Here is a 21,106-nt window from a genome sequence, read left to right on the forward strand (position 1 = left end):
TTCGGTCTGTCGTGCTTGCCACCAAGATCTCACCGACAACTTTTCTTGTCAAGCTTTCTTCGCCGCGACCGCCAACGTCGTGTACTCGAGCGTGAAGCCACCGCCGAGCGCGTCGATGGCCGCGCCGACGCCGCCGAGGACGTCCGCCAGAGCGTCGGGCTCGAGCCGGGTCAGGCCGCCGGTCGTGGGCAACAGATCGAGCCATTCGTCGCGGGTGTAGGTCCGTTCCCACGCGAACGACCACCGCTCGGGCGCGGCGAAACCACCAGCGTCCCGGATCCCGTCGGCGAACTTGGTGAACATGACCTCGTAGAGTTCCGCAGCCGTTCTCGACTCCCCGGCGAACGGCGAATCGGGCAGCACCCGCCGGATGCCGGCGGCGAGGGCTTCCGCCACCGGGGCCGGCGGCTGGAACACGTGCGCGAACACGGCGAGCAGGCCGCCGGGACGCAGGAGACCGGCCGCCTTGGCCGCGCCGGCGACGGGATCGACCCAGTGCCAGGCCTGCCCGGCGACGACCGCGTCGAAGGTCCGTCCGGCAGCGTCCCAGTCCTCGAACTTCGCGACCTCGACGTCGATCCCGGTGCCGCGCGCGAACGCGGCCATCCGCGGATCGGGGTCGACGCCGAGCACCCGGCAGCCGGCCGCACGGAACTGCCGGGCTTCGATCCCGGTACCGCAGCCGACGTCGAGGAAGCCGGTTCCCGGACTCGCGTCGACGACGCGCCGCACGAGTTCGGCGGGGTACTCGGGCCGGGCCCGGTCGTAGCGTTCGGTGTCGACACCGAAGGATTCGGCGAAGTGGCGGGCTTCATGAGGCTGAGTGGGCATGCGCCCATTCTAATGGGCAGTTGCCCACTAGGGCAACCGCCCGCGCGTTCGCCGCGGGCGTAACGGAGAATGGGGCCATGCCGACCGGTGTCCACTTGCGGGATGTACGCAAGCAGCTGTTCGAGGCGGCGGAGCGCGTCCTGCTCCGCGAGGGCCCGAACGCCTTGACGAGCCGGGCGGTGACGGCCGAGGCGGACGTGGCGAAGGGCGTACTCCACCGCCACTTCGCGGACTTCGACGCGTTCCTGGCGGAGCTGGTCCAGGACCGCATCGCCCGCCTGGCGGACCAGTCGGCGATCCTGGAGGCCTCGGCAGGAACGCGCACGGTGTCCACGAACCTGACGGACGCCCTGACAGAGCTGTTCGACCCAGTCTCGATAGCACTGACGAGCTTGGTGTTCTTCCGAGACGAGCTGCGAGAACGCCTTCGCCGCCCGGGCAACGGCCTGCCGTTCCTGACAGAGGCAAGGGAGATGCTGTCGGCCTACCTGACAGCAGAGCGTGCACAAGGCCGCATAGCGCCGGACGCGAACGTGGATTCCCTTGCCCTGTCACTGATCGGCGCAAGCCACCTGCTGTTCGCGGGCCGCAAGAAGCACACGCTCCCGGACGAGGAGGAACTGCAGAAGCTGGTGAACACGGTAATCGCCGACGTGATCCAGCGCCGCCTTCTCTGAAAGTCCACTAAGGACAAACCGCCGGCCGAAGTCGCCACTCGACCACACGCGGGGGGTCCGGGGGCTTGCCCCCGGCGGGGGTGTGGGGGCTCGGCCCCCACAAGACACAGAACGAGAGAGCCCCTGTTCGCGCATTCCGCGAACAGGGGCTACCCCGAATCGAGTGGGCGATACTGGGATCGAACCAGTGACCTCTTCGGTGTGAACGAAGCGCTCTCCCCCTGAGCTAATCGCCCGTGGTACGAACTTCCACGAGATCCCGGGGGTGGGCTCGTGGTGCGCGATACTGGGATTGAACCAGTGACCTCTTCCGTGTCAGGGAAGCGCTCTCCCGCTGAGCTAATCGCGCGCTGCGGAACTCCGTACTTGCTGAAGCATATCGGATGGTTCCGGAGCGTCAGCAGGGGGTCCCCTGTGACGGCGGGCACTGCGGAAACCGCCGTGACACGAAGGCGACGGAACGGGCAGACTGCAAGAAGACCGCACGCCTTCGCCCCGGCCGTCGCCGGGCCCGTGCGCCCGACCGAGAGAGCTTCCGCCCCGATGACCGACACCGTGTCCACTCCGCCCGCCGACCTGGAGCGCGCTCCGGCGCGGCCGGGGCTCCTCATCGGGGTCCTGGTGCTGTCCGCGTTCGTGATGATCCTGAACGAGACGATCCTGAGCGTCGCGTTGCGTGACCTGACCGTCGACCTGCGGGTGCCGACGACGACCGTGCAGTGGCTGACCAGCGGGTTCCTGCTGACGATGGCCGTGGTCATCCCGACGACGGGGTTCCTGCTGGAGCGGTTCTCGCCGCGGCAGGTGTTCTTGTTCTCGCTGTCGGCGTTCAGTCTCGGGACGCTGCTGTGCGCGCTCGCTCCCGGGTTCGGGATGTTGATGGCGGGGCGCGTGGTGCAGGCGTGCGGCACGGCGGTGATGCTGCCATTGCTGATGACGACGGTGATGCGGCTGGTGCCGCCGGAGCGCCGGGGCGCGACGATGGGGACGATCACGATCGTCATCGCGGTGGCGCCGGCGATCGGGCCGACGATCGGTGGCGCGGTGCTCTCGTCGCTGGGCTGGCGCTGGATGTTCTGGATCGTGCTGCCGCTGTCGGTGGCGGCGCTGGTGACCGGTGCGCTGCAGCTGCGGCTGGACAGCGAGACGCGGCGGGTGCCGCTGGACGTGCCGTCGGTGCTGCTGTCGGCGATCGGGTTCGGCGGGGTGCTGTACGGGCTGTCGTCGAGCGGCGAGCAGGCCGGGGCGGAGCCGCTGGTGCCGGCGTGGGTGCCGATCGTCGTCGGTGTGGTCGCGCTGGTGGTGTTCACGTGGCGGCAGCTGCGGTTGCAGCGCCGTGACCGGGCGTTGCTGGACCTGCGGCCGTTCACGCACCGGAGTTTCGTGGTGGCGCTGGTGCTGACGGCGCTGCTGTTCGTGTGCCTGATCGGCGCGGCGGCGATCCTGCTGCCGCTGTACCTGCAGACGGTGCTGCACACGAGCACGTTCGTGAGCGGGCTGGCGGTGCTGCCGGGCGGGCTGGTGCTGGGGCTGCTGGGCCGTCCGGTGGGGGCGCTGTTCGACAAGGTCGGGGCGCGTCCGCTGGTGATCCCGGGTGCGGCGGCGATGGCGGCGTCGCTGTGGCTGTTCACGACGCTGGGGCCGGGTTCGCCCCTGATCGCGGTGATCGGGATCCACGTGCTGCTGATGGCCGGGCTGGGGCTGATGATGACGCCGCTGTTCACGGAGTCGCTGGGCGTGCTGCCGGATCACCTGTATTCGCACGGGAGCGCGATCCTGTCGACGCTGCAGCAGGTGGCCGGCGCGCTGGGGACGGCGGTGTTCGTGAGCGTGGCGACGCTGTGGAGTTCCGACGCCGCCGCCTCGGGGCCGGACGCTTCCGGGCTGCGGGCGGCGTTCGTCGTGGCCGGGGTGATCGGGTTGGTCGCCTTCGCGGGTACTTGGCTGATCCGGAAGTCCGCGCCCGGCGCCAAGGCGGCTCCGCACCACTGACGGCGCCGGACCGTCCACTGAGGACAAAAGTCCCGCTTCCGCTCAGCGAAGGCTGGGGGGAACCTGCGAGCGGAAGCGGGAGTTCGAGGTCGGTACGGGGGTCGCCTCGCGGCGAGTGGCGCTACGCGGCTCCAGCCGGACTGGATCTCCGTGAAGGCAAGGGGTGAGGCCCGGGGACTCCTGTCGTACCGACACCCAGTACAACGCCACACGAACGCGGGTGTTCCCGACGTGACCGGGCTCATGCCAGCATCCGCCCCAGCAGGACGCCCAGCCGGTTGCGGTCCGCCGTTCCCAGCGCGGACGTCAGCGGTGCCATCTTCCGCGACACCTCCGCCGTCAGCTCCCGGGCCAGCGCCCCGCCCGACGGGGTCAGGCTGACGCGCACCGAGCGGCCGTCGTCGCGGCTCGCCTCGCGAGCGACCAGCCCGCGGCGGACCGCGCGGTCGACCAGGCCGCTCACCGACGACCGGTCCAGTCCCAGGTGCGTCGCCAGCTCCGCCATCTTCGGCGTGCGGTCACGCAGGATGCCCAGCACCCGCAGCTGCGTCAGGGAAAGCTCGTGCGCCGCCGCCACCTGGCTCAGCACGGCCATCACCGCGAAGGACACCTGGGCGAGGTTGTCCAGCACCTCGTCGGGTTCGGTCATGCCGTCGAGACTACCTTGAACTAGTTGGTATTGCCATCTAAAGTAGTGGGTATTACCAACTAACAGGAGCCGTCATGCGCGCAGCCGTCGTCACCGAGTTCGGTACTCCGCCCACCTTCCGCGAGTTCGCCGAGCCCCGGCCGCGCACCGAAGACGAGGTCGTCGTCGACGTCCTCGCCGCCGGGCTGCACCCACGGGTCCGTTCTCAAGCCGGCGGCGAGCACTACACCGGAAGGGGTGAACTTCCGCTCGTCCCCGGTATCGACGGCGTCGGCCGGGCCCCTGACGGCACGCTCCGGTACTTCGTCCTCCCCGACACGTCACTGGGCTCGATGGCCGAGCGCACGGTCGTGGACCTGAGACGCAGCGTCGTACTGCCCGAAGACGCCGATCCGATCACCGTCGCCGCCGGCATGAACCCGGCGATGTCCGCCTGGATCGCCCTGCGCCGGCGGATCGGGTTCGCCGCCGGGCAGGACGTCCTGGTCCTCGGCGCCACCGGCAACGCCGGACGGCTCGCCGTCCAGGTGGCGAAGCACCTCGGCGCCGGCCGGGTGATCGCCGCCGGCCGCGACCCGGAAAAGCTCGCCGGCGTCCACGCCGACGACGCCCTCACCTTCGGCGAACTGGCCAAGGCCGCCGACGTCGACGTCGTCCTCGACTACGTCTGGGGCCCGCCGACCACCGGAGCCCTGCGCACGATCGTCACCGAACGCGCCGACCGGGCCCGCCCGCTGACGTGGGTCGAGATCGGCTCGGTCGCCGGGCCGTCGATCGAACTCCCCTCGGCCGCGCTCCGGGCGGCGCGCCTGCAGCTCGTCGGCAGCGGTCAGGGCTCGGTGCCCACGAAGGACATCGTCGCCGAGCTGCGGGCGCTCGTGCCGGAAATCGAGAGCTTCCGGATCGACGCGCGCCCGGTGCCCCTCCAGGACGTCGGACCGGCCTGGCGGGACACCAGGAGCACTCAGCGCGTCGTCGTCACTCCTTGACCTTCGGCGTCGCCCGCACGCCGGAGTGCAGGTACCGCTCCCCCGTCGGCAGCGTGTAGAACGTCACCGACACCCAGCCACGCATGCCCGCCGGGCTGTAGGCGAAGTGCGCCGGGCCGACCGGCACCAGCTCGTCTTCGGTCGTCGGCTCCGGCACCAGCTCGGCGAGCGGGCCGGTGACGGTCTGCCGGATCCACAGCTTCCCGTCCCGGTCGAGGACCTCCGTGCGGACCGACTCCCGCTCATAGACGCCGAGGAACTCCGAAGCGTCGACGTCGGGAGCCGGCACTGGCGGTTCGAGCGGCTGCGGCATCGCGACCCCCGCCAGCTCGGCGAAGATCTCGCGGTAGAGCTCTTCGTACAGGTCGTGGGTGCTGCCGCCGTTGGTGAGCAGCGTGACCGCCAGCCCGTGCCCGGGCAGGATCCGCAGGAACGCCGCCTGCCCGATCGTGTTGCCGTCGTGGCCGTACACGCGGTGGCCGTCCCAGCCGAAGCGGATCCAGCCGAGGCCCCACGAGTCGCCGAGGGTGTCCTTGTCCGGCATCTCGAACTGCTCTTCGGTCATCGCCTGTGCGGACTCGGCCGAGAGCACGCGGGAGCCGTCCGGGCCGAGGCCGCCGGTCAGGTGCATGCGCGCGAACGCCAGGACGTCGTCGGTCGAGGCCGTGATGAGCCCGGCCGGGCCCGCCGAGCGCTGCAGCCCCCACACCGGAGCCGGCTCGGGCTCGGCGTCCCCGGCCGCGACGTGCCCCATCGCCGCGCGGTGCAGGAGCGCCTCCTCCGGCAGGGTGGTCGTCCGCTTGAGGCCCAGCGGGGTGAACAGCCGCTCGCGCAGGGCCGCGTCCCAGGTCTTGCCGGTCAGCTTCTCGATCACCCGGCCGACGAGGACGAACCCCGAGTTGCAGTAGGACAGCGTCGCACCGAGGGGGTGGGTCTGCGCGGCCTGGTCGAGGATCGCGACGTACTTCTCGAGGCAGTCGTCGCCGCGGCCGGTGTCGGTGAAGACGTCGCCGTCGATGCCGCTGGTGTGGGTCAGCAGGTGCCGCAGCGTCACCTTCTTCGTGACGTCGGGGTCGGCGAGCCGCAGCTCGGGCAGGACGTCGGCGATCGGCGCGTCCAGCTTCAGCAGCCCTTCGTCGACCAGCTGCATCGCGACGGTCGCCGTCCACACCTTGGTGATCGAACCGATCTGGAACACCGAGTCGTCGGTGACCGCGACGCCGGTCGCCTTGTTCAGCACGCCGTGGCTCACCTGGACGACCTCGTCGCCGTCGAGCCGCAGGATGCCCAGCGCCGCACCGGGAACGCGGTGCTTGCGCGCGAGCTCGGCCAGGCGCCGTCGCCAGTGCGCGGCGTCGAGCGGCACCCGCGCCGGCTTGCCCGGCTCGCCCGCGTACTGCTCGACCCAGTCGACGACGCGGCGGTTGAAGTCGACGCGGTGCGACGGCTTGCCTTCGAGGATGAACAGGTGCGACGCGCCGGGGTAGAGCACCAGGCGCGTGGGCACGCCCTGCTCGCGCAGCGCGGTGAACCACTGCTCGGCCTGGCCCGCCGGGCACCGGTCGTCATCGGCGCCGTGCACCACCAGCGTCGGCGTGCGCACCTTTTCCACCTGTGCCAGCGGGGAAAGCGCCGCGTAGTGCGCGCGGTTCTCCGACGGGACGGCGCCGAGTTCGGCGACACCGAGGTAGTGGCCGCTGTCGGACGTGCCCGCCATGCTGACCGGGTCGCTGACCACGCCGCCCGCGACCGCGGCGGCGAACCGGTCGTCGCGGCTGGTGAGGTAGCAGGTCATGAAGCCGCCGTAGCTGTAGCCGGTCACCGCGAGCCGCCGCGGGTCCGCGACCCCTTCGGCGACGAGGTCGTCGAGCGGTTCGAGGAAGTCCTTGGCGTCGGCCACGCCCCAGGCGCCGACCGCGGCGGTCAGGAACGCTTCGCCGTAGCCGTCGCTGCCGCGCGGGTTGAGCAGCAGCACCGCCCAGCCGCGGGCGGCGAGCTCCTGGTGGTGGACGTGCACGGCGTCGGCCGTGCCGTTCCACGCGTTGTGCGGCCCGCCGTGGATGTCGAGCAGCAGCGGGAGCGGGCCGGTGCGGGCGGGGTCGCGCAGCAGCCAGCCGTGCACGACCGTGCCGTCGGAGACGGTGAACTCCCGCTCCTCGCGGGTGAACAGCTCGAGCTCGGCCGGGCCGTGGGCGGTGTGCACCCGCGCCGCTCCCCCGGTGAGGTCGACCGTCGCGACCTCGCCGAACGACGTCGGCGTGGTGAGCACGACCGCCGCGGTGGTCCCGGCGACGCTCAGCCCGTCGACCGCGCTGCCGGCCTCGCCGAGGACGCGCCGCGGCTCCCCGCCGGTGACGTCGACGGCGTACAGGTGCGTGCAGCCGCGGTCCCGGACGCAGAACAGGACCGTCGAGCCGTCGCCTGCGAGCTGCGGGACCGCGCCGGGGTAGCCCGGGCCGCCCGGCATGACGTTGCGGTCGAGCGACGCGGCGAGGTCGACGGTCTCGCCGCCGTCCAGCGGCACGCGCAAGAGGCCGGCGTGGCCCGGCTCGGTGTCGCGCCTGCCGATGACGAGCAGCGCTTCGCCGTCCGCGGTCCAGGTGACAGTCCCGGCCATGCCGTCGGCCGAGCCGGCCAACCGGGGTTCGGCGGTGCGGTCGCCGGGGTCGAGAACGTAGACGCCGGAGCGGAACGTGAGGTCGGCGTCGGCGTCGCGCGCCGCGGGGAAGGCCAGCCTGCCGCCGTCCGGCGACCACGCCGGGTCGCCCGCGTGCCAGTCGCCCGCCGTCACCCGCCGGACCTCGCCGGTGGCGACGTCGAGGACGTGGACGTGCTTGCGCAGCGTGCGCAGGAATCCGGCGCCGTCGGCCTTGAAGTCGAGCCGGTCGGCGACGATCGGGGCGCTCGCGCGGCGGCCCTGCGCGCCGTCGTCTTCGCCTTCCTCGGCGGCGAGGTCGATCGGGGCGCTGAAGGCGATCTCCGCGCCGTCGGGCCGCCACACCGGGGTGCCCGCGCCGAGCGGCAGCGTGGTGACCTGCTCGGGCTCGCCGCCGTCGGCCGGCAGCAGCCACAGCTGCGCCGGGCCGTCCTGGGCGCGCAGGAACGCGATCCGCGTGCCGTCCGGCGACCACACCGGGGCCGCGTCGGCCCGGCCGCGGGTCAGCCGGCGGGCCTCGCCGCCGTCCGTGGCCACCTGCCAGAGCGAGCGGGTGTCGGTGTCCTTCTCGCGGTCGGCGGTGCGCACGGCGTAGACGATCCGGGTCCCGTCGGGCGAGATCGCCGGCTGTTCGGGGAACTCCAGTGCGTACAGGTCGTCGGTACCCAGACGTCGGGTCATGCGGGATCTCCTTGTGGGAAACGGGTTCACGCGGCGAAGTGGCAGGCCGCGCGGTGCGGCCGGTGGGCGGCGTCGGCGGCCGGGTCGGCATGGGTGCAGAGGGTGCGGTCGGTGTGCACGAGCGGGCCGATCGGGCAGCGCGGGTGGTAGCGGCACCCGGCGGGCGGGTGGTGCGGGTCGGCGGGTTCGGTGTCGGCGAGCGGGTCGTCGGTGTCGGCGAGCAGGTCGCGGTGCGTGGACGGCGCCGAGGCGAGCAGGTCCCGTGTGTACGGGTGCTGCGGGTCGGTGAGCACCTGCTCGGCCGGCCCGGCCTCGACGATCCGCCCGAGGTACATCACGGCGACGATGTCGCTGACGTACCGCACCACGGCGAGGTTGTGCGAGATGAACAGCATCGACAGCGCCAGCCGCCGCTGGACGTCGCGGACGAGGTTGAGCACCGCGCCCTGCACCGAGACGTCGAGCGCCGAGGTGATCTCGTCGGCGATCAGCACCTTCGGCTGCCCGGCCAGCGCCCTGGCGAGCGCGACGCGCTGGCGTTGCCCGCCCGACAGCTGCCCGGGCAGCATCCCGGCGCGTTCCGGGTCGAGGTGCACCAGCTCCAGCAGCCGGGCCACCTCGGCGCGGCGGGCCCCGCGGGCCGTGCCGCGGGGCATGGCCTCGGTGATCGACTCGCCGATCGCCATCCGCGGGTCCAGCGACGAATACGGGTCCTGGAACACCATCTGCAGCGGGCGGCGCCGGGGCAGCCGCCGCACGTCGGTGCCGTCGAGCAGCACCCGGCCCGCGCTCACCGGCGCGAGCCCGACCGCGGCCTTGGCGAGCGTGGACTTGCCCGAGCCGGACTCGCCGACCAGGCCGACGACCTGTCCGGAAGGGACGGTCAGGCTCACGCCGTCGACGGCGGTCAGCCTGCCGTACCGGACGCTCACCCCGGCGAACTCCAGTGCGCTCATGCCGCCCCCTCCTCGTGCGACTGTCCGGAAAGGACACTCACCTGCGGGTGCCAGCAGGCGACCCGGTGGCCTTCCGCGGCCGGTTCCAGCACCGGGTCCTCGGTCCGGCACCGGTCCGACGCCAGCGGGCACCGGGCGGCGAACGCGCAGCCCTCCGGTACCTGGTCCGGCTCCGGCGGGCGGCCGGGGATCACGGCCAGTGGCTCGTCGCGGTCGGTGTCGAGGTCGACCGTCGTGGCCAGCAGCGCCCGCGTGTACGGGTGCTGGGCCGGGCTCCCGGTCGGCAGGTCCTCGACCACGCGCCCGGCGTACATCACCAGCATCCGTTCGCACGTCTGGGAAACGACGGCGATGTCGTGGCTGATGAGCAGGATCGCCGCGCCTTCGGCTTCGCGGGTGCGGGCGAGCAGGCGCAGGACCTGCCGCTGCACGGTGACGTCGAGCGCGGTCGTCGGCTCGTCGGCGATGACGAGCTTCGGCTGTCCCATCAGGCCCATTCCGATCATCGCCCGCTGCCGCATGCCGCCGGAGAACTCGTGCGGGTACTGCCGGGCGCGCCGGGCCGCGGCCGGGACGCGCACGGCGGCCAGCCGGTCGACCGCGCGGGCGAACGCCGCCCGCCGCGACAGGCCGTGGTGCTGCTCGGACACCTCGGCGAGCTGCCGCCCGACCCGGCGGGCCGGGTTGAACGACGTCATCGGGTCCTGGAACACCATGGCGAGGGCCGTGCCGAGCTCCCGGTCCGGGGCCTTGTCCACGGGCTTGCCGTCGAACTCCAGCCGGTCCGCGGTGACCACGCCGGGTGCCTCGATCAGGCGCGACACCGCCAGCGCGGTCAGGCTCTTGCCCGAGCCGGACTCGCCGACGACGCCGATCGCCTCGCCCGGGCGGACGCTGAAGCTCACCCCGCGCACCGGCACGGTCCAGCCGCCCGGGCCCGGGAACGCGACCCGCAGGTTCTCGACGACCAGCACGGCGTCCCCGGCGGGTGCGGCCGCGACCGCCGGGGGGACGGACGGCAGCGGGCCCGCTCCGCGCCGCGACGTGCGGGTTCGGACCCCGACCACGCCGGCGACGGTCTCGCCCACCAGGTTGAACGCCAGCCCGGCCAGTACGACGGCACAGCAGGGCGCGAGCGCGGCCACCGGGTTGACGTAGATGCCGTCGAGGCCCTCGCGCAGCAGCCGGCCCCAGTCGAAGTCCGGGGCCTGCACGCCGATCCCGAGGAACGACAGCCCGGCGAAGGCGAGCAGCGCCGAGCCCGCCCCGATCGTCGCGTTGACCACCAGCGGTTCGCCGATGTTGGGCAGCACGTGCCGGGCCAGCAAGCGGACCCGACCGACGCCGGAAATCCTGGCCGCGGCGACGAAGTCGCGGCCGCTGACCGACGCGGACAGCGTCTGCACCAGCCGCGCGAACGCCGGCGCCACCGCGAACGCGATCGCCAGCACCGCGCCCTGGGTGCCGACGCCGAAGATCACCGCGAAGAACAGCGCCAGCAGCAGGCCGGGGAACGCCACCGCGATGTCGACCACCGCGGTGAGCAGCCGGCCCGCCCACCGCGGCAGCACCGACGGCAGCGTCCCGAGGACGACCCCGATGCCGACGCCGATCGCGGTGGCCAGCACGGCGAGCCCGACCGAGAGCCGGGTCGCCACCAGGGTGCGGAAGAACAGGTCGCGGCCGAGGGCGTCGGTGCCGAACCAGTGCGCCCCGGAGGGGCTCTGGCCGATCGCGTCGGTGTCGATCGCCGCGGCGGCGTCGCTCCACAGCAGCGGGGCCAGCACCGCCAGCACGACGACGCCCGCCAGCAGCACCGCCGAGCACGCGCCCACCGGCGTGCGCACCGCCGCCGCCCAGGCCGATCCGCGTCGCGCCATCTCACGCCTCCCGAATGGCCGAGCGCGGGTCCAGCAGCCCGAGCACGACGTCGACCAGCAGGTTCACCAGCAGCACGCCGACGCCGTAGACCAGCACGATCCCCTGCACCAGCGGGTAGTCCTTCTGCAGGATCGACTGCACGATCGTCGAGCCGAGGCCGGGCCAGGCGAACACGTTCTCCACGAGCACGGTGCCCGCCACCATCCCGGTCAGCATCAGCCCGCCGAGGGTGAGCGTCGCGGTCAGCGCGTTCGGCAGCGCGTGCCGGACGTACACCAGCCGCGCGGGCAGCCGTTTCGCCCGCGCGGTGCGGACGAAGTCGGCGCCCAGCACGGAAAGCAGCTCCACCCGGATCATCCGGGACAGCACCGCCGCCGGCCCGATCGCCAGCGCCGCCACGGGCAGGACGTACGCGCTCGGGTCGTCGCTGCCCGCCACCGGGAACCAGCCGAGGCCGACGGCGAGCAGCGCCACCAGCCCGACCGCGATCAGGAACTCCGGGACGGCGGCCAGGAACACGCTCACCGAGGTGAAGCCCAGCTCCGCGCCCCGCCGGCGGCCGCCGCGCGTGAGCACCGCGAAGCCGACGCCCACCGGGACCGCGACGACGACCACGACCGCGAAGGCCAGCACCGCCAGCTGCAGCGTCGAGGGCAGCCGGTCGCCGATCACCTGCGCCACCGGCTGCCCGCTCGCCATCGACGTCCCGAAATCCCCGGACAGCAGGTTGCGCACGTAGTGCCCGTACTGCACCCACAGCGGGTCGTCCAGGCCGAGCTCGGCCCGCTTCGCCGCCACCAGCTCCGCGGGCGCGGTCATGCCGAGCGCGGCGCGCACCGGGTCGCCGGGAACCAGGTGGATCATCAGGAACGCCGCGGTGAGCACCGCCCACACCGAGACGGCGAACCGGGCCAGCCGCCGCGCGGCGAACGCCGGCCAGGGGCTGCCCCGCACGCCGGCGGGCGCCGCCGCCGTGGTCATTTCGCGTACATCCGGATCGAGGACGGCGTCAGGCTGCCCTGGCTGAGGGTGAACTTCGCGCCGCTGGCGTAGAACGGGACGACGGAGTCGAAGTACGGCACCGCGTCCACCCGCTTGATGAGCGCGGTTTCCGCCGCGTTCCAGTCCGCGCAGCTGGCGTCGCCGGGCTTCGCCGCGGCCTGCTGCACCGCCTGGTCGTACGCCGGGTTGGCGACGTGGGCGAAGTTCGTGCCGTCGGGCGCGGCCGGGCCGGAGACGAACGGCACCAGCTGGCTCGGCAGCGAGAACCCGACCGGCCCGAGGGAGACCTCCCACTCACCGGTGCCGAACAGGACCTGGCTGAGGCCGGGGCTGTCGACGGCCTTGAGCGTCACGTCGGCGCCGAGGGACTTCCACTGCTGCTGGACCAGTTCCGCGGTCGGCGCCATCGTCGGGCCGAGCTGGGTGCCGTAGAGGACGGTGAGGGAAAGCTTCTTGCCGCCCTTGGCGCGGACGCCGTCCGCACCCTTCGTCCAGCCCGCGGCGTCCAGCGCGGACGCCGCCGCGGCCGGGTCGTGGGCCGGCAGGTTCCCGGTGACGGTGTCGCCGGGGCACACCTCCGGCTCGTTCGTGATCATGCCCTTCGACGGCTTGCCGGCGTCACTGGTCAGCACCTTGCCGAGCTGCGGCAGGTCGAGGGCCTGGGTGAGCGCGCGGCGGACGGCTTCGTCCTGGCCGGGCCGCCCGGTGGCCTGGTTGTAGAAGATTTCCCCCATCGGGGCCGTGAAGTCGGTGTGGAAGAGCTTGCGCGCCTCCAGCCGCTGGCGGTCCGGGCCGTTGATCTGGGCCGCGTTCAGCTCGCCGGACAGCAGCAGGTTCGTGGCCGTCGTGGTGTTCGGGATGACGCGCACGACGACCTTGTCCGGCAGGCCGGTTTCGGCCTTCCAGTCACCGGGGCCCCACGCGTAGTCCTTGCGGCGGGTGAACGTGTAGTGGTCGTTGGGCACGGACTCGGTGACGGTGAACATCCCGGTGCCCGCCTCGCCCTTGGCGAGCAGCTTGCGGTCCGCGAGCCCCTTGGCGCAGGCGATCGGCACGCCGCCGACGTTGCGGGCCAGGAACGCGTCCGGCTTCCCGCTGGTGACCTTGATCGTGCCGGCCGCGTCCGCGGTCGCCTTGGTGCCCGGCGCGATGTAGAGGCCGGCGATGGGCGACTTGTTCGCCGGGTCGCCGATGAAGTTGATGTTGGCCGCGACGTCGGCGGCGGTCAGCGGGGTGCCGTCCGCGCACGTGAGGCCCTGGCGGAGGGTGAAGGACGCCGTCGTCGTCGACGCCTCCCACTTCGCGGCGAGCCCGGCGACGGGCTTGCCGGCGTCGTCGAGGTTCAGCAGCGTGTCGTAGAGGAACCGGTCGACCTGGATGGCCACCGACAGCACGGTCATGTGGGGATCGAGGCTGCCCGGGTCGGAGCCGACGCCGAGGCTGAACGTCTTGCCGTCGACCGGCGTGCCGCCCCCGCTGCCGGCGCTGCCCGAGCCCCCGCAGGCGGTCGCAGTGAGGGCGAGCACCCCGAGCACGACCCCCGCCGTCCGAGTCCTGGTCATGGTGTTTCCTTCCGGAGGTGGTCCACGGCGAGGCGGGCGGCCTTGCCGATCGCGGCGTCGACGGCGGGCTGCCGCTCGGCGAGGGAGTCCGCGCGGGTGAAGACGGCGACGGCGAACCGGCGGCCGTCCGGGTAGGACACGACGCCGGCTTCGTTGCGGACCGCCGGGAGCGTCCCGGTCTTGGCCGCGATCGCGACGTCGGAGCCGAAGCCGGAGGAGATCCGGTGCGGCCAGATCTGCTGCGCCATGATCGTGCGCACCCGCTCGCACGCGGCCGGGTCCCCGGCGCGGTCGGTCCAGATCGCGTCGAGCAGGGTGGTGATCTCGCGGGGCGTCGACGCCGTCGTCCGCTCCGGGTCGAGCACCGCGAGCTTCCACGTCCGCTCGGGTGTCGCCCCGGCGAAGACGGCGTCGAGATCGGCGTCCTCGGCCGCGCCGAGGTCCGCCAGGACGGAGGCGAAGAGGTCTTCGCAGCAGCCGATCAGCCGGGTGCGGTGCAGGCCCAGGTCGGTGAGGACGCGGTCGACGGCTTCCTGGCCGACGCGGTGGTAGATGACGTCGGTGGCCGCGTTGTCGCTCATGGTCAGCATGAACAGCGCGAGGTCGCGCCAGCTCATCTCGACGTCGTCCGCGCAGCCCGCGGTGCCGATCCCGCCGATCCGGTAACGCTTTCCGACGCGGGTGCGCTCGGTCTCGTCCAGCCGGCCCGCGACGACCTCGCGGGCGTAGGCGACGGCGACCGGGATCTTGAACACCGACGCGAGCACCACCGGGTCGTCGGCGCCGACCGCCACCTCGCCTCCGCCGCCGATCTCCCGCGCGTGCACGAAACCCCGCGCGCCGGCCGCCAGGAAGGCGTCCGCGATCCGCCGTTCGACCTTGCTCACGCGCTCACCCGCCGGTCGGCGCGGCCGGTGTGGAGGTACAGCGCGCGGCCGGTGCCGTCGTCGCCGACGAAGGCGTGCGGCAGGTACATGCCCTGCATCGGCTCGGCCAGGATCAGCGTGTCGCCGTTCATCGCGACCAGCTCCGTCTTCTCCGGCTTGGCCAGCTCGGCGAAGATTCCCTTCGGCACGCGCTCGACCCAGATGCGGCCGTCGTCGTCCTGGCTGACCGTGATGTCCGCGACGGACGAGGAGTACTCGCCGACGTACCGGGTGGCGTCGATCCGCGGCGCGGCCGGGTCCGGCACCGGCGGCACCTTGAGCTCGATGCCGGTCAGCTCCTTCAGCAGGTGGCCGACGACTTCGGTGTAGACGGCGATCGGGTTGCCGCCGTTGGTCAGCAGCGCCACGGCGACGTCGTGCCCGGGCGCCAGCCGCAGGAAGGCCGACTGGCCGATCGTGCCGCCGTCGTGGCCGACGACCTCGCCGCCCTCCGACAGCGACCAGCCGAGCCCCCACGCCTCGCCCATCAGGCCGAGGTCGGGCAGCTCCACGACGCGTTCGCGCATGGCGCGGGCGCTTTCCGCGCTGAGCACGCGGGTGCCGTCCGGGCCTTCGCCGTCACGCAGGTGCATGCCGGCGAACGTCACCAGGTCGCGCGGGCGCATCGCGAGCATCGAGCCGGCCGGGGCGTTGGACGCCGCCAGCGCCCAGACGCCGGCGGGCTGCGGGTCGGCACCGGGCTCGGGCGTGAGGTGACCGAGCGCGGCCCGGAAGCGGATCGCCTCGTACGGGCTGGCCGCGGCGTGCGTCAGTCCCAAGGGGACGAACAGGTGGTCGGCCAGGCAGTCGTTGTAGGACTTGCCGCGCAGCACCTCCACGACCCGGCCGAGCACGCAGAACGCGGCGTTGTTGTAGGAGAACATCTCGCCGGGCGCGAACAGCTGCGGGACGTCGCCGAGGGTGGCGACGTACTTCTCGACGCAGTCGGCACCCCGGCCGGTGTCGGTGAAGATGTCGCCTTCGAAACCCGAGGTGTGGCACATCAGCTGCCGGACGGTGATCTTCGCGGCAGCTTCCTCGTCGGCGATCGTGAACTCGGGCAGGTACTTGCGCACCGGCTGGTCGAGGTCGAGCAGGCCCTCGTCGGCGAGCTGCAGGGCCAGCGTGGTCGTCCAGATCTTGGTGATCGACCCGATCTGGAACAGCGAGTCGGTGTCGGCCTCGACACCGGTGCCCTTGTTGAGCACCCCGGCCGCGTGGTCGATGATCTCGCCGCCGGCGTACACGGCCACGGCCGCGCCGGGCACGTCGTGCTCGGCCAGGACGGCGGGGAGCCGGCTTTCGAGCCAGGCGGCGAGTTCGGTCAGTTTCGACATGGTTGCCTCTCGTGGCGACGGTGGGGAACCGGCGTTGCGGGGATGCTAGGACTGCGACCGGGGCGGCCGATTCGTCGAAACCGACGAGACCCGGCGGAACTTTCATCGTGGGGGACGAATCACCGCGGGTCGCGCGGCCGGAACCGCCGCGGCGGCGCGGCGCGCACCGCCGCGCACGCCACCGCGACCCGGACCCGCACCTTCGACGTGGCGACCGCCGCCTTGAGCGCGTACTCCCGGACCCGCGCGGCCACCGCGTCCACTGTGGTCACGACGCCAGCCAGGACTTGGCCGTGGTCACCTCGGCGAGCCGCTCCGGGATCGGCGTGACACCGAGGCCCGGACCGGACGGCACCGGTAGCCGGCCGCCCTCGAGGACGAACGGCTCGGTGATGTCCCTGGTGTAGAAGCGGTCCGACGCCGAGGTGTCGCCCGGCAGGGTGAACCCGGGCAGCGACGCCAGGGCGACGTTGGCCGCCCGGCCGAGCCCGGTCTCGATCATCCCACCGCACCACACCGGGACGCCGTGCGCGGCGCAGACGTCGTGCACGCGCCGCGCTTCGAGGTACCCGCCGACGCGGCTCGGCTTGATGTTGACGATCCGGCAGGCGCCGAGCCTGATCGCGTCGGCGGCCGAGCGCGCGGAGACGACGGACTCGTCCAGGCAGATCGGCGTCCGGATGTGCTTCGCGAGCTCGGCGTGGCCGAGCACGTCCTCCTCTTCGAGGGGCTGCTCGATCAGCAGCAGCTCGAAGGGGTCGAGCCGCTGCAGCTGCGGCACGTCCGAGAGCGTGTACGCGGTGTTCGCGTCGACCTGCAGCAGGACGTCGTCGCCGAAGCGTTCGCGGACCGCGCGCACCGGCTCGACGTCCCAGCCCGGCTCGATCTTCAGCTTGATCCGCACGTACCCGGCGTCCAGGTAGCCGCCGACGACGTCCAGCAGGCGCGGGATCGTGTCCATGATGCCGACCGACACCCCGCACGGTACCGAGTCCTTTGTGGACCCCAGCGCCGTCGCGAAGGACACGCCGTGCGCGCGGAGTTCGGCGTCGAGGACCGCCATCTCCAGCGCGCCCTTGGCCATCCGGTGGCCCTTGAACTTCGCCAGCAGCGGCGCGACCTTGTTCGCCGTGAGGTCGTCGGCGGCGAGCAGCGCGGGCACGAGGAAGGTGCGCAGGACGTGCTCGACGCCGTCGACGTACTCCGACGAGTACAGCGGGTCGACCATCGCCCCGCACTCGCCCCAGCCCTCGCCCTCGGACGTCACCGCCCGCAGGAGCAGGAGTTCGCGTTCGGCCTGCGTGCCGAACGACGTCCGGAACGGTGCCACGAGGGGCATCCGGACGCGCAGGAGTTCCACCCCGGTGAGTTTCACGACGACTGCTCCTTCGCGACGACGTACCAGCCGGCCCGATCGAATCCGATGACCGAGGCGCCGCCGGCGAGCAGGCCGCCGAGCACCTCCCGCAGTGCCACCCGCCACGCCCGGCCCCGCCCGGGGTCGGCGCGCCGGAGCGCCTCGATGTCCGCCGGCACGGCGACGAGCACGACCGGCGCGTCGGCGGGCCCGGTGACCGGGCCGCCGCCGGCGTCCGCCGCCAGCGCGACGGCGGCGCCCTGCCGCCGCAACGCGGCCGCGTCGAAGGGCGCCGGCGAGCCCTCGGCCGCCGACCGCACGGCCGGGCTCGCCAGGTCCCAGACGGCCATGATCCGGTCGGTGTCGCCGGCGCCGTTGATGCCGTCGTGCATCGGGCCGTAGAAGTCGGGCAGGTACTGCTCCGGGCGGGCGGCGAGCTTGGTCAGGTTGAAGTGGGCGTTGCGGCGCACCAGCGGGTCGAACGTCCAGGAGATCACCGGGACGTCCTGGCGCAGCGCCCATGCGCGCTGGTGCAGCTTGAGCGCGAAGCCGATGCCGCGGCCGTGCCCGGCGGTGGCGACGCCGGCGATGTGGCTGTGCAGTCCCCCCTTCGCGGGTCCGCCGAAGAACCCGAAGCAGGCGCCGAGCAGTTCGGGGCCGTCGAAGGCGCCGGCGACGTAGTTGCCCGCCGAGACCATGGCCCGCAGCAGCTCCGACGTCACCGGCTGGTTGCCCGGCGCCGGGCGCCAGATCGACTCGAAGAGCCGGGTCACGGCGGTCAGGTCGGCGACCTCGGCCAGGGTCCGGACTTCGACCCCCGAGGCCGTGGCGGCGGCGGTCGCCGCGGCGGCCGCCTCGTCCCGCAGCGGCGGGGCTGTGTTCGTCACGACTTCTGTCACCCCCCGATCCTGTCCGGTGCGCATCGGCGGGTCACCGTTGTCCCGCACCGGTTTCGCCCCGCGCGTTGGTCGGCGCGGACGAACTCCGTTGCGACAGCACGGTTTCGGCGAGCGCGGCGAGCAGCGCGGTGCGGCGGGGCAGCTCGGCGACGACGACGTGCTCGTCGTCGGCGTGGGCACCGCCGCCGACCGCGCCGAGGCCGTCGAGCGTCGGAATGCCCAGTCCCGCGGTGAAGTTGCCGTCCGACGCGCCGCCGACCGCGGCTTCGACGAGGGTCCCGCCCGCGAGTTCGTTCGCCAGCGCGAAGAGGTCTTTCGACGCGGGCGCGTCGAGCGGTGGCCGGTTGATGCCCCCATCGATGTGGATCCGCGCCCCTTCGTGCACCGGCGTCAGGTTTCCGATGGCCCGGTCGACGCGTTCCTGTTCGGCCGCGTCCCACACCCGCACGTCGACGGCGACGCTCGCCTTGGCGGGCACGGTGTTCGTCGTGGTCCCGGCGGTGAGTGCGGTCGGGACGACGGTGGTGCCCTTCGCCGGGTCGGCGAGCGCGGCGATCGCGAGGATCTGGTGGGCGACCTCGATGCCCGCGTTGACGCCCTTCTCCGGTTCGAGCCCGGCGTGCGCGGCGCGGCCTTCGACCTCGACGCGGTACAGGGAAACACCTTTGCGGCGCGTCTTCAGCGCGCCGCCGTCGGCCGAGGCTTCGAGCACGAAGACCGCGTCGCAGCTCTTGGCTTCCTCCTCGATGAGGGGCCGCGACAACGGCGAGCCGATTTCCTCGTCGCCGGTGACGAGGATCGAGAGGCCGTCGCGGTCGGGCAGCGCCGCGGCGGCGTGCAAGGCCATCACGACCCCGGCCTTCATGTCGAAGCAGCCAGGCCCGCGCAAGATCCCGTCGCGGACTTCGCAGGGGTGCGTGCGCAGGGATCCCAGTGGCCACACGGTGTCGTGGTGGCCGAGCAGCAGCACCCGCGGGTCGCCGTCGCCGAACCGCCAGCGCAGGTGCGTGCAGCCGTCGGTGACGATCCGTTCGGGCTCGACGCCGAGCAGGCGCCGGCCGATCGCGGCGACGACCTCGGCGCTGCGGGCGACCGCCTCGTGGTCCTTGGACGGCGATTCGCAGCGGACGAGCGTCTCGATGTCGTCGATCACCGCGGCTCACCTCGCAACGGCTGTCCGGGCAGCGCGTCGGTGTTCAGGTTTCCTTCGCTGACCACGGGAACGCCGGCGACGTAGAGGTGCCGGACGCCCACCGACGGGCGGGTCGGGTCGGTGTAGGTGGCGGTGTCGGTGATCGCGGCGGGGTCGAGGACGACGAGGTCGGCGTCGGCGCCGGCACCGAGGTGGCCCTTGCCGCGCGCGGCGGGCGCGACGTCGTCGAGGAGCCGCGAGGGCAGGTACGAGCAGCGGCGGAACGCTTCGAGCCAGCTCCACTCCCCGGTTTCGCGGACCATCAGGCGCAGGGTCTTCGCGAACGTGCCCGCGGTCCGCGGGTGCGTCGTGCCGCCCGGGGGCAGCGGCCACTCGGTGCTCTCGGTGCGGCCGTCCTTCCAGTACACGGGCATCGCATCGCTGGCGACGACGGCGTCGGGGAAGGCGAGGGCCTGGTGCAGCAGCCCGCGATCGCGGGGGTCGGTCTCGTCGAGGAACTCGAGGAGGCAGGGCGCACCCGGGTCTTGTTTTCGCAGCTGCCGCAGGCGGGCTTCGTCGCGCACCCGCTCCCCCGTCTCGAGGATGACGACGCTCGACGGCTTCAACCCCTTGAGCCGCAAGCGGTCCGGCTCGATGAAGGCGGCACCGACGGCCGTGCTGCCCGCGCCGTAGGGATAGGCCTCGACGGTGACGCGCGAGCCTTCGCTCCGGGCGGTTTCGAGCGTGGCGAGCACGCGGTCGATGTGGTGGCCGGAGGTGCTGTTGACGTGGCAGTGGTGCATCGCGGCCCCGGTCTCGCCCGCGGCGGCGACGATCTCCACGGAGCCGTCGACCGGGATCGCCGGGTCGACCTCGACCAGCTCGCGGACGTGGGTGTAGGTCGGCACGCCGGCCTTCGCGGCGAGGTGCGCGACGGCCAGGAACTCGCCGGGGTCGGTGGCGGGTGCGTAGCCCATGAGGATGCCGATGCCGAGAGCGCCTTGCGCCAGCTCGCCTTCGAGCAGCGCGAGCCACGCGGCGAGTTCCTTCTTCGACGAACTCCGTTGCCACTGCGGGTTTCCGAGGATCGCGAGCCCGCTGTCGATGCCGGCGTCGGGGGCGATGTTCGCGAGCACCTGGGCCCGGGCGGCGCCCCAGGAGGCGGAGAAGCCGTAGTGCAGCGGCCGTCCGGCTCGCGCGGCTTCGGCGTAGGCCCGCTCGATGGGCATGAGCCCGGCTTCGAGGTCGAGGGCGGTGGTGACGCCGTCCATGGCCTGCAGCCGCTGCCCGGCGACGGAGTGCACGTGGCTGTGCAGGTCGACGAACCCGGGCCCGACGACGAGCCCTTCGACGTCCACCTCGGTGGCCCCGGGGGCGTGGAGGCCGGGTCCGACGGCTTCGACGCGGTCGCCGTTCAGCAGGACGTCGGCGACGCCGTCGAACCCGCTCCCGGGGTCCACGACCCGGCCGCCCCGCAGAAGTGTGTGCACCCGTCCGCCTCCTCGTCGTCGCTTCCGGGCGACGTTAGGAGGATTTCGGGCCAGGCCGTTCGTCCGCGGCGACGAACCGGAGCGGCGCG

General features: G+C 72.9%; 17 protein-coding genes and 2 tRNA genes. 3 read left to right on the top strand and 16 right to left on the bottom strand.

The features are described 5' to 3' along the window. Positions 1 to 48: 48 nt before the first annotated feature. The gene (locus AB0J40_RS19640) at positions 49 to 831 is read right to left on the bottom strand and encodes a methyltransferase domain-containing protein (RefSeq protein ID WP_364454807.1); all 783 of its coding nucleotides are present in this window, start codon (positions 829 to 831) and stop codon (positions 49 to 51) included. A gap of 77 nt (positions 832 to 908) precedes the next feature. On the opposite strand from AB0J40_RS19640, the gene AB0J40_RS19645 reads away from it, so the two are divergent. Further along, complete coding sequence (locus AB0J40_RS19645; protein WP_364454810.1) at positions 909 to 1,508, top strand: TetR family transcriptional regulator; 600 nt, start codon at positions 909 to 911, stop codon at positions 1,506 to 1,508. Between the two features lie 164 nt (positions 1,509 to 1,672). On the opposite strand, the gene AB0J40_RS19650 is transcribed toward AB0J40_RS19645, so the two are convergent. Together AB0J40_RS19650 and AB0J40_RS19655 are read right to left on the bottom strand one after the other, a co-directional pair. After that, positions 1,673 to 1,744, bottom strand: a tRNA-Val gene (locus tag AB0J40_RS19650). Positions 1,745 to 1,782: 38 nt separating this feature from the next. Continuing rightward, positions 1,783 to 1,857 (bottom strand) — tRNA-Val (locus tag AB0J40_RS19655). Between the two features lie 194 nt (positions 1,858 to 2,051). Between AB0J40_RS19655 and AB0J40_RS19660 the strand changes: the two genes are divergently transcribed. Next, positions 2,052 to 3,500: a DHA2 family efflux MFS transporter permease subunit gene (locus AB0J40_RS19660; protein ID WP_364454813.1), complete on the top strand. Its 1,449-nt coding sequence runs from the start codon at positions 2,052 to 2,054 to the stop codon at positions 3,498 to 3,500. Between the two features lie 241 nt (positions 3,501 to 3,741). Here AB0J40_RS19660 and AB0J40_RS19665 read toward each other — a convergent pair whose 3' ends face one another. After that, complete coding sequence (locus AB0J40_RS19665; protein ID WP_364454815.1) at positions 3,742 to 4,149, bottom strand: MarR family transcriptional regulator; 408 nt, start codon at positions 4,147 to 4,149, stop codon at positions 3,742 to 3,744. A gap of 74 nt (positions 4,150 to 4,223) precedes the next feature. On the opposite strand from AB0J40_RS19665, the gene AB0J40_RS19670 reads away from it, so the two are divergent. Then, positions 4,224 to 5,138, top strand: a complete 915-nt coding sequence (locus AB0J40_RS19670) for a zinc-binding alcohol dehydrogenase family protein (RefSeq protein ID WP_364454817.1) — start codon at positions 4,224 to 4,226, stop codon at positions 5,136 to 5,138. On the opposite strand, the gene AB0J40_RS19675 is transcribed toward AB0J40_RS19670, so the two are convergent. The 12 genes from AB0J40_RS19675 to AB0J40_RS19730 form a co-directional block, all read right to left on the bottom strand. After that, positions 5,128 to 8,475, bottom strand: coding sequence for a serine hydrolase (locus tag AB0J40_RS19675; RefSeq protein ID WP_364454820.1), 3,348 nt, complete (start codon positions 8,473 to 8,475; stop codon positions 5,128 to 5,130). The genes AB0J40_RS19670 and AB0J40_RS19675 overlap by 11 nt on opposite strands. 26 nt (positions 8,476 to 8,501) lie before the next feature. Continuing rightward, complete coding sequence (locus AB0J40_RS19680; protein ID WP_364454823.1) at positions 8,502 to 9,431, bottom strand: ABC transporter ATP-binding protein; 930 nt, start codon at positions 9,429 to 9,431, stop codon at positions 8,502 to 8,504. Continuing rightward, positions 9,428 to 11,311 (bottom strand): dipeptide/oligopeptide/nickel ABC transporter permease/ATP-binding protein, encoded by a 1,884-nt coding sequence (locus AB0J40_RS19685; RefSeq protein ID WP_364454825.1) that lies wholly within the window; start codon positions 11,309 to 11,311, stop codon positions 9,428 to 9,430. Before AB0J40_RS19685 ends, AB0J40_RS19680 begins: the two co-directional genes overlap by 4 nt. A 1-nt stretch (position 11,312) precedes the next feature. After that, complete coding sequence (locus AB0J40_RS19690) at positions 11,313 to 12,293, bottom strand: ABC transporter permease (RefSeq protein WP_364454828.1); 981 nt, start codon at positions 12,291 to 12,293, stop codon at positions 11,313 to 11,315. After that, positions 12,290 to 13,876, bottom strand: a complete 1,587-nt coding sequence (locus tag AB0J40_RS19695) for an ABC transporter substrate-binding protein (protein ID WP_364454829.1) — start codon at positions 13,874 to 13,876, stop codon at positions 12,290 to 12,292. Before AB0J40_RS19695 ends, AB0J40_RS19690 begins: the two co-directional genes overlap by 4 nt. Beyond that, complete coding sequence (locus tag AB0J40_RS19700; protein WP_364454831.1) at positions 13,873 to 14,763, bottom strand: serine hydrolase; 891 nt, start codon at positions 14,761 to 14,763, stop codon at positions 13,873 to 13,875. Before AB0J40_RS19700 ends, AB0J40_RS19695 begins: the two co-directional genes overlap by 4 nt. Further along, positions 14,760 to 16,139, bottom strand: coding sequence for a serine hydrolase domain-containing protein (locus AB0J40_RS19705; RefSeq protein ID WP_364454834.1), 1,380 nt, complete (start codon positions 16,137 to 16,139; stop codon positions 14,760 to 14,762). The genes AB0J40_RS19700 and AB0J40_RS19705 overlap by 4 nt, the downstream gene beginning before the upstream one ends. 119 nt (positions 16,140 to 16,258) lie before the next feature. Continuing rightward, positions 16,259 to 16,411 (bottom strand): hypothetical protein, encoded by a 153-nt coding sequence (locus tag AB0J40_RS19710; protein WP_364454836.1) that lies wholly within the window; start codon positions 16,409 to 16,411, stop codon positions 16,259 to 16,261. Then, entirely contained in the window at positions 16,408 to 17,514 is a 1,107-nt protein-coding gene (gene menC / locus AB0J40_RS19715) for an o-succinylbenzoate synthase (RefSeq protein WP_364454838.1), read from the bottom strand. Before menC ends, AB0J40_RS19710 begins: the two co-directional genes overlap by 4 nt. Continuing rightward, positions 17,511 to 18,419, bottom strand: a complete 909-nt coding sequence (locus AB0J40_RS19720; RefSeq protein ID WP_364454840.1) for a GNAT family N-acetyltransferase — start codon at positions 18,417 to 18,419, stop codon at positions 17,511 to 17,513. Before AB0J40_RS19720 ends, menC begins: the two co-directional genes overlap by 4 nt. A gap of 7 nt (positions 18,420 to 18,426) precedes the next feature. Beyond that, a complete protein-coding gene (locus tag AB0J40_RS19725) occupies positions 18,427 to 19,548 on the bottom strand; it encodes a M20 family metallopeptidase (RefSeq protein ID WP_364454843.1) in 1,122 nt (373 codons plus the stop codon). After that, on the bottom strand, positions 19,545 to 21,017 hold the full coding sequence (locus AB0J40_RS19730; protein ID WP_364454845.1) for an amidohydrolase family protein: 1,473 nt from the start codon (positions 21,015 to 21,017) through the stop codon (positions 19,545 to 19,547). Before AB0J40_RS19730 ends, AB0J40_RS19725 begins: the two co-directional genes overlap by 4 nt. Positions 21,018 to 21,106: the final 89 nt, after the last annotated feature.

Source organism: Amycolatopsis sp. NPDC049691, from assembly GCF_040675005.1.
In the GTDB taxonomy this organism is placed as follows: Bacteria; Actinomycetota; Actinomycetes; order Mycobacteriales; family Pseudonocardiaceae; genus Amycolatopsis.

Excerpts from the sequence above, each read along its gene's own strand:
- AB0J40_RS19705 (WP_364454834.1), bottom strand. The coding sequence starts at position 16,139 with ATGTCGAAACTGACCGAACTCGCCGCCTGGCTCGAAAGCCGGCTCCCC.
- AB0J40_RS19680 (WP_364454823.1), bottom strand. The coding sequence starts at position 9,431 with ATGAGCGCACTGGAGTTCGCCGGGGTGAGCGTCCGGTACGGCAGGCTG.
- AB0J40_RS19695 (WP_364454829.1), bottom strand. The coding sequence starts at position 13,876 with ATGACCAGGACTCGGACGGCGGGGGTCGTGCTCGGGGTGCTCGCCCTC.
- AB0J40_RS19640 (WP_364454807.1), bottom strand. The coding sequence starts at position 831 with ATGCCCACTCAGCCTCATGAAGCCCGCCACTTCGCCGAATCCTTCGGT.
- AB0J40_RS19690 (WP_364454828.1), bottom strand. The coding sequence starts at position 12,293 with ATGACCACGGCGGCGGCGCCCGCCGGCGTGCGGGGCAGCCCCTGGCCG.
- AB0J40_RS19665 (WP_364454815.1), bottom strand. The coding sequence starts at position 4,149 with ATGACCGAACCCGACGAGGTGCTGGACAACCTCGCCCAGGTGTCCTTC.
- AB0J40_RS19660 (WP_364454813.1), top strand. The coding sequence starts at position 2,052 with ATGACCGACACCGTGTCCACTCCGCCCGCCGACCTGGAGCGCGCTCCG.
- AB0J40_RS19670 (WP_364454817.1), top strand. The coding sequence starts at position 4,224 with ATGCGCGCAGCCGTCGTCACCGAGTTCGGTACTCCGCCCACCTTCCGC.
- AB0J40_RS19720 (WP_364454840.1), bottom strand. The coding sequence starts at position 18,419 with ATGCGCACCGGACAGGATCGGGGGGTGACAGAAGTCGTGACGAACACA.
- AB0J40_RS19675 (WP_364454820.1), bottom strand. The coding sequence starts at position 8,475 with ATGACCCGACGTCTGGGTACCGACGACCTGTACGCACTGGAGTTCCCC.
- AB0J40_RS19685 (WP_364454825.1), bottom strand. The coding sequence starts at position 11,311 with ATGGCGCGACGCGGATCGGCCTGGGCGGCGGCGGTGCGCACGCCGGTG.
- AB0J40_RS19645 (WP_364454810.1), top strand. The coding sequence starts at position 909 with ATGCCGACCGGTGTCCACTTGCGGGATGTACGCAAGCAGCTGTTCGAG.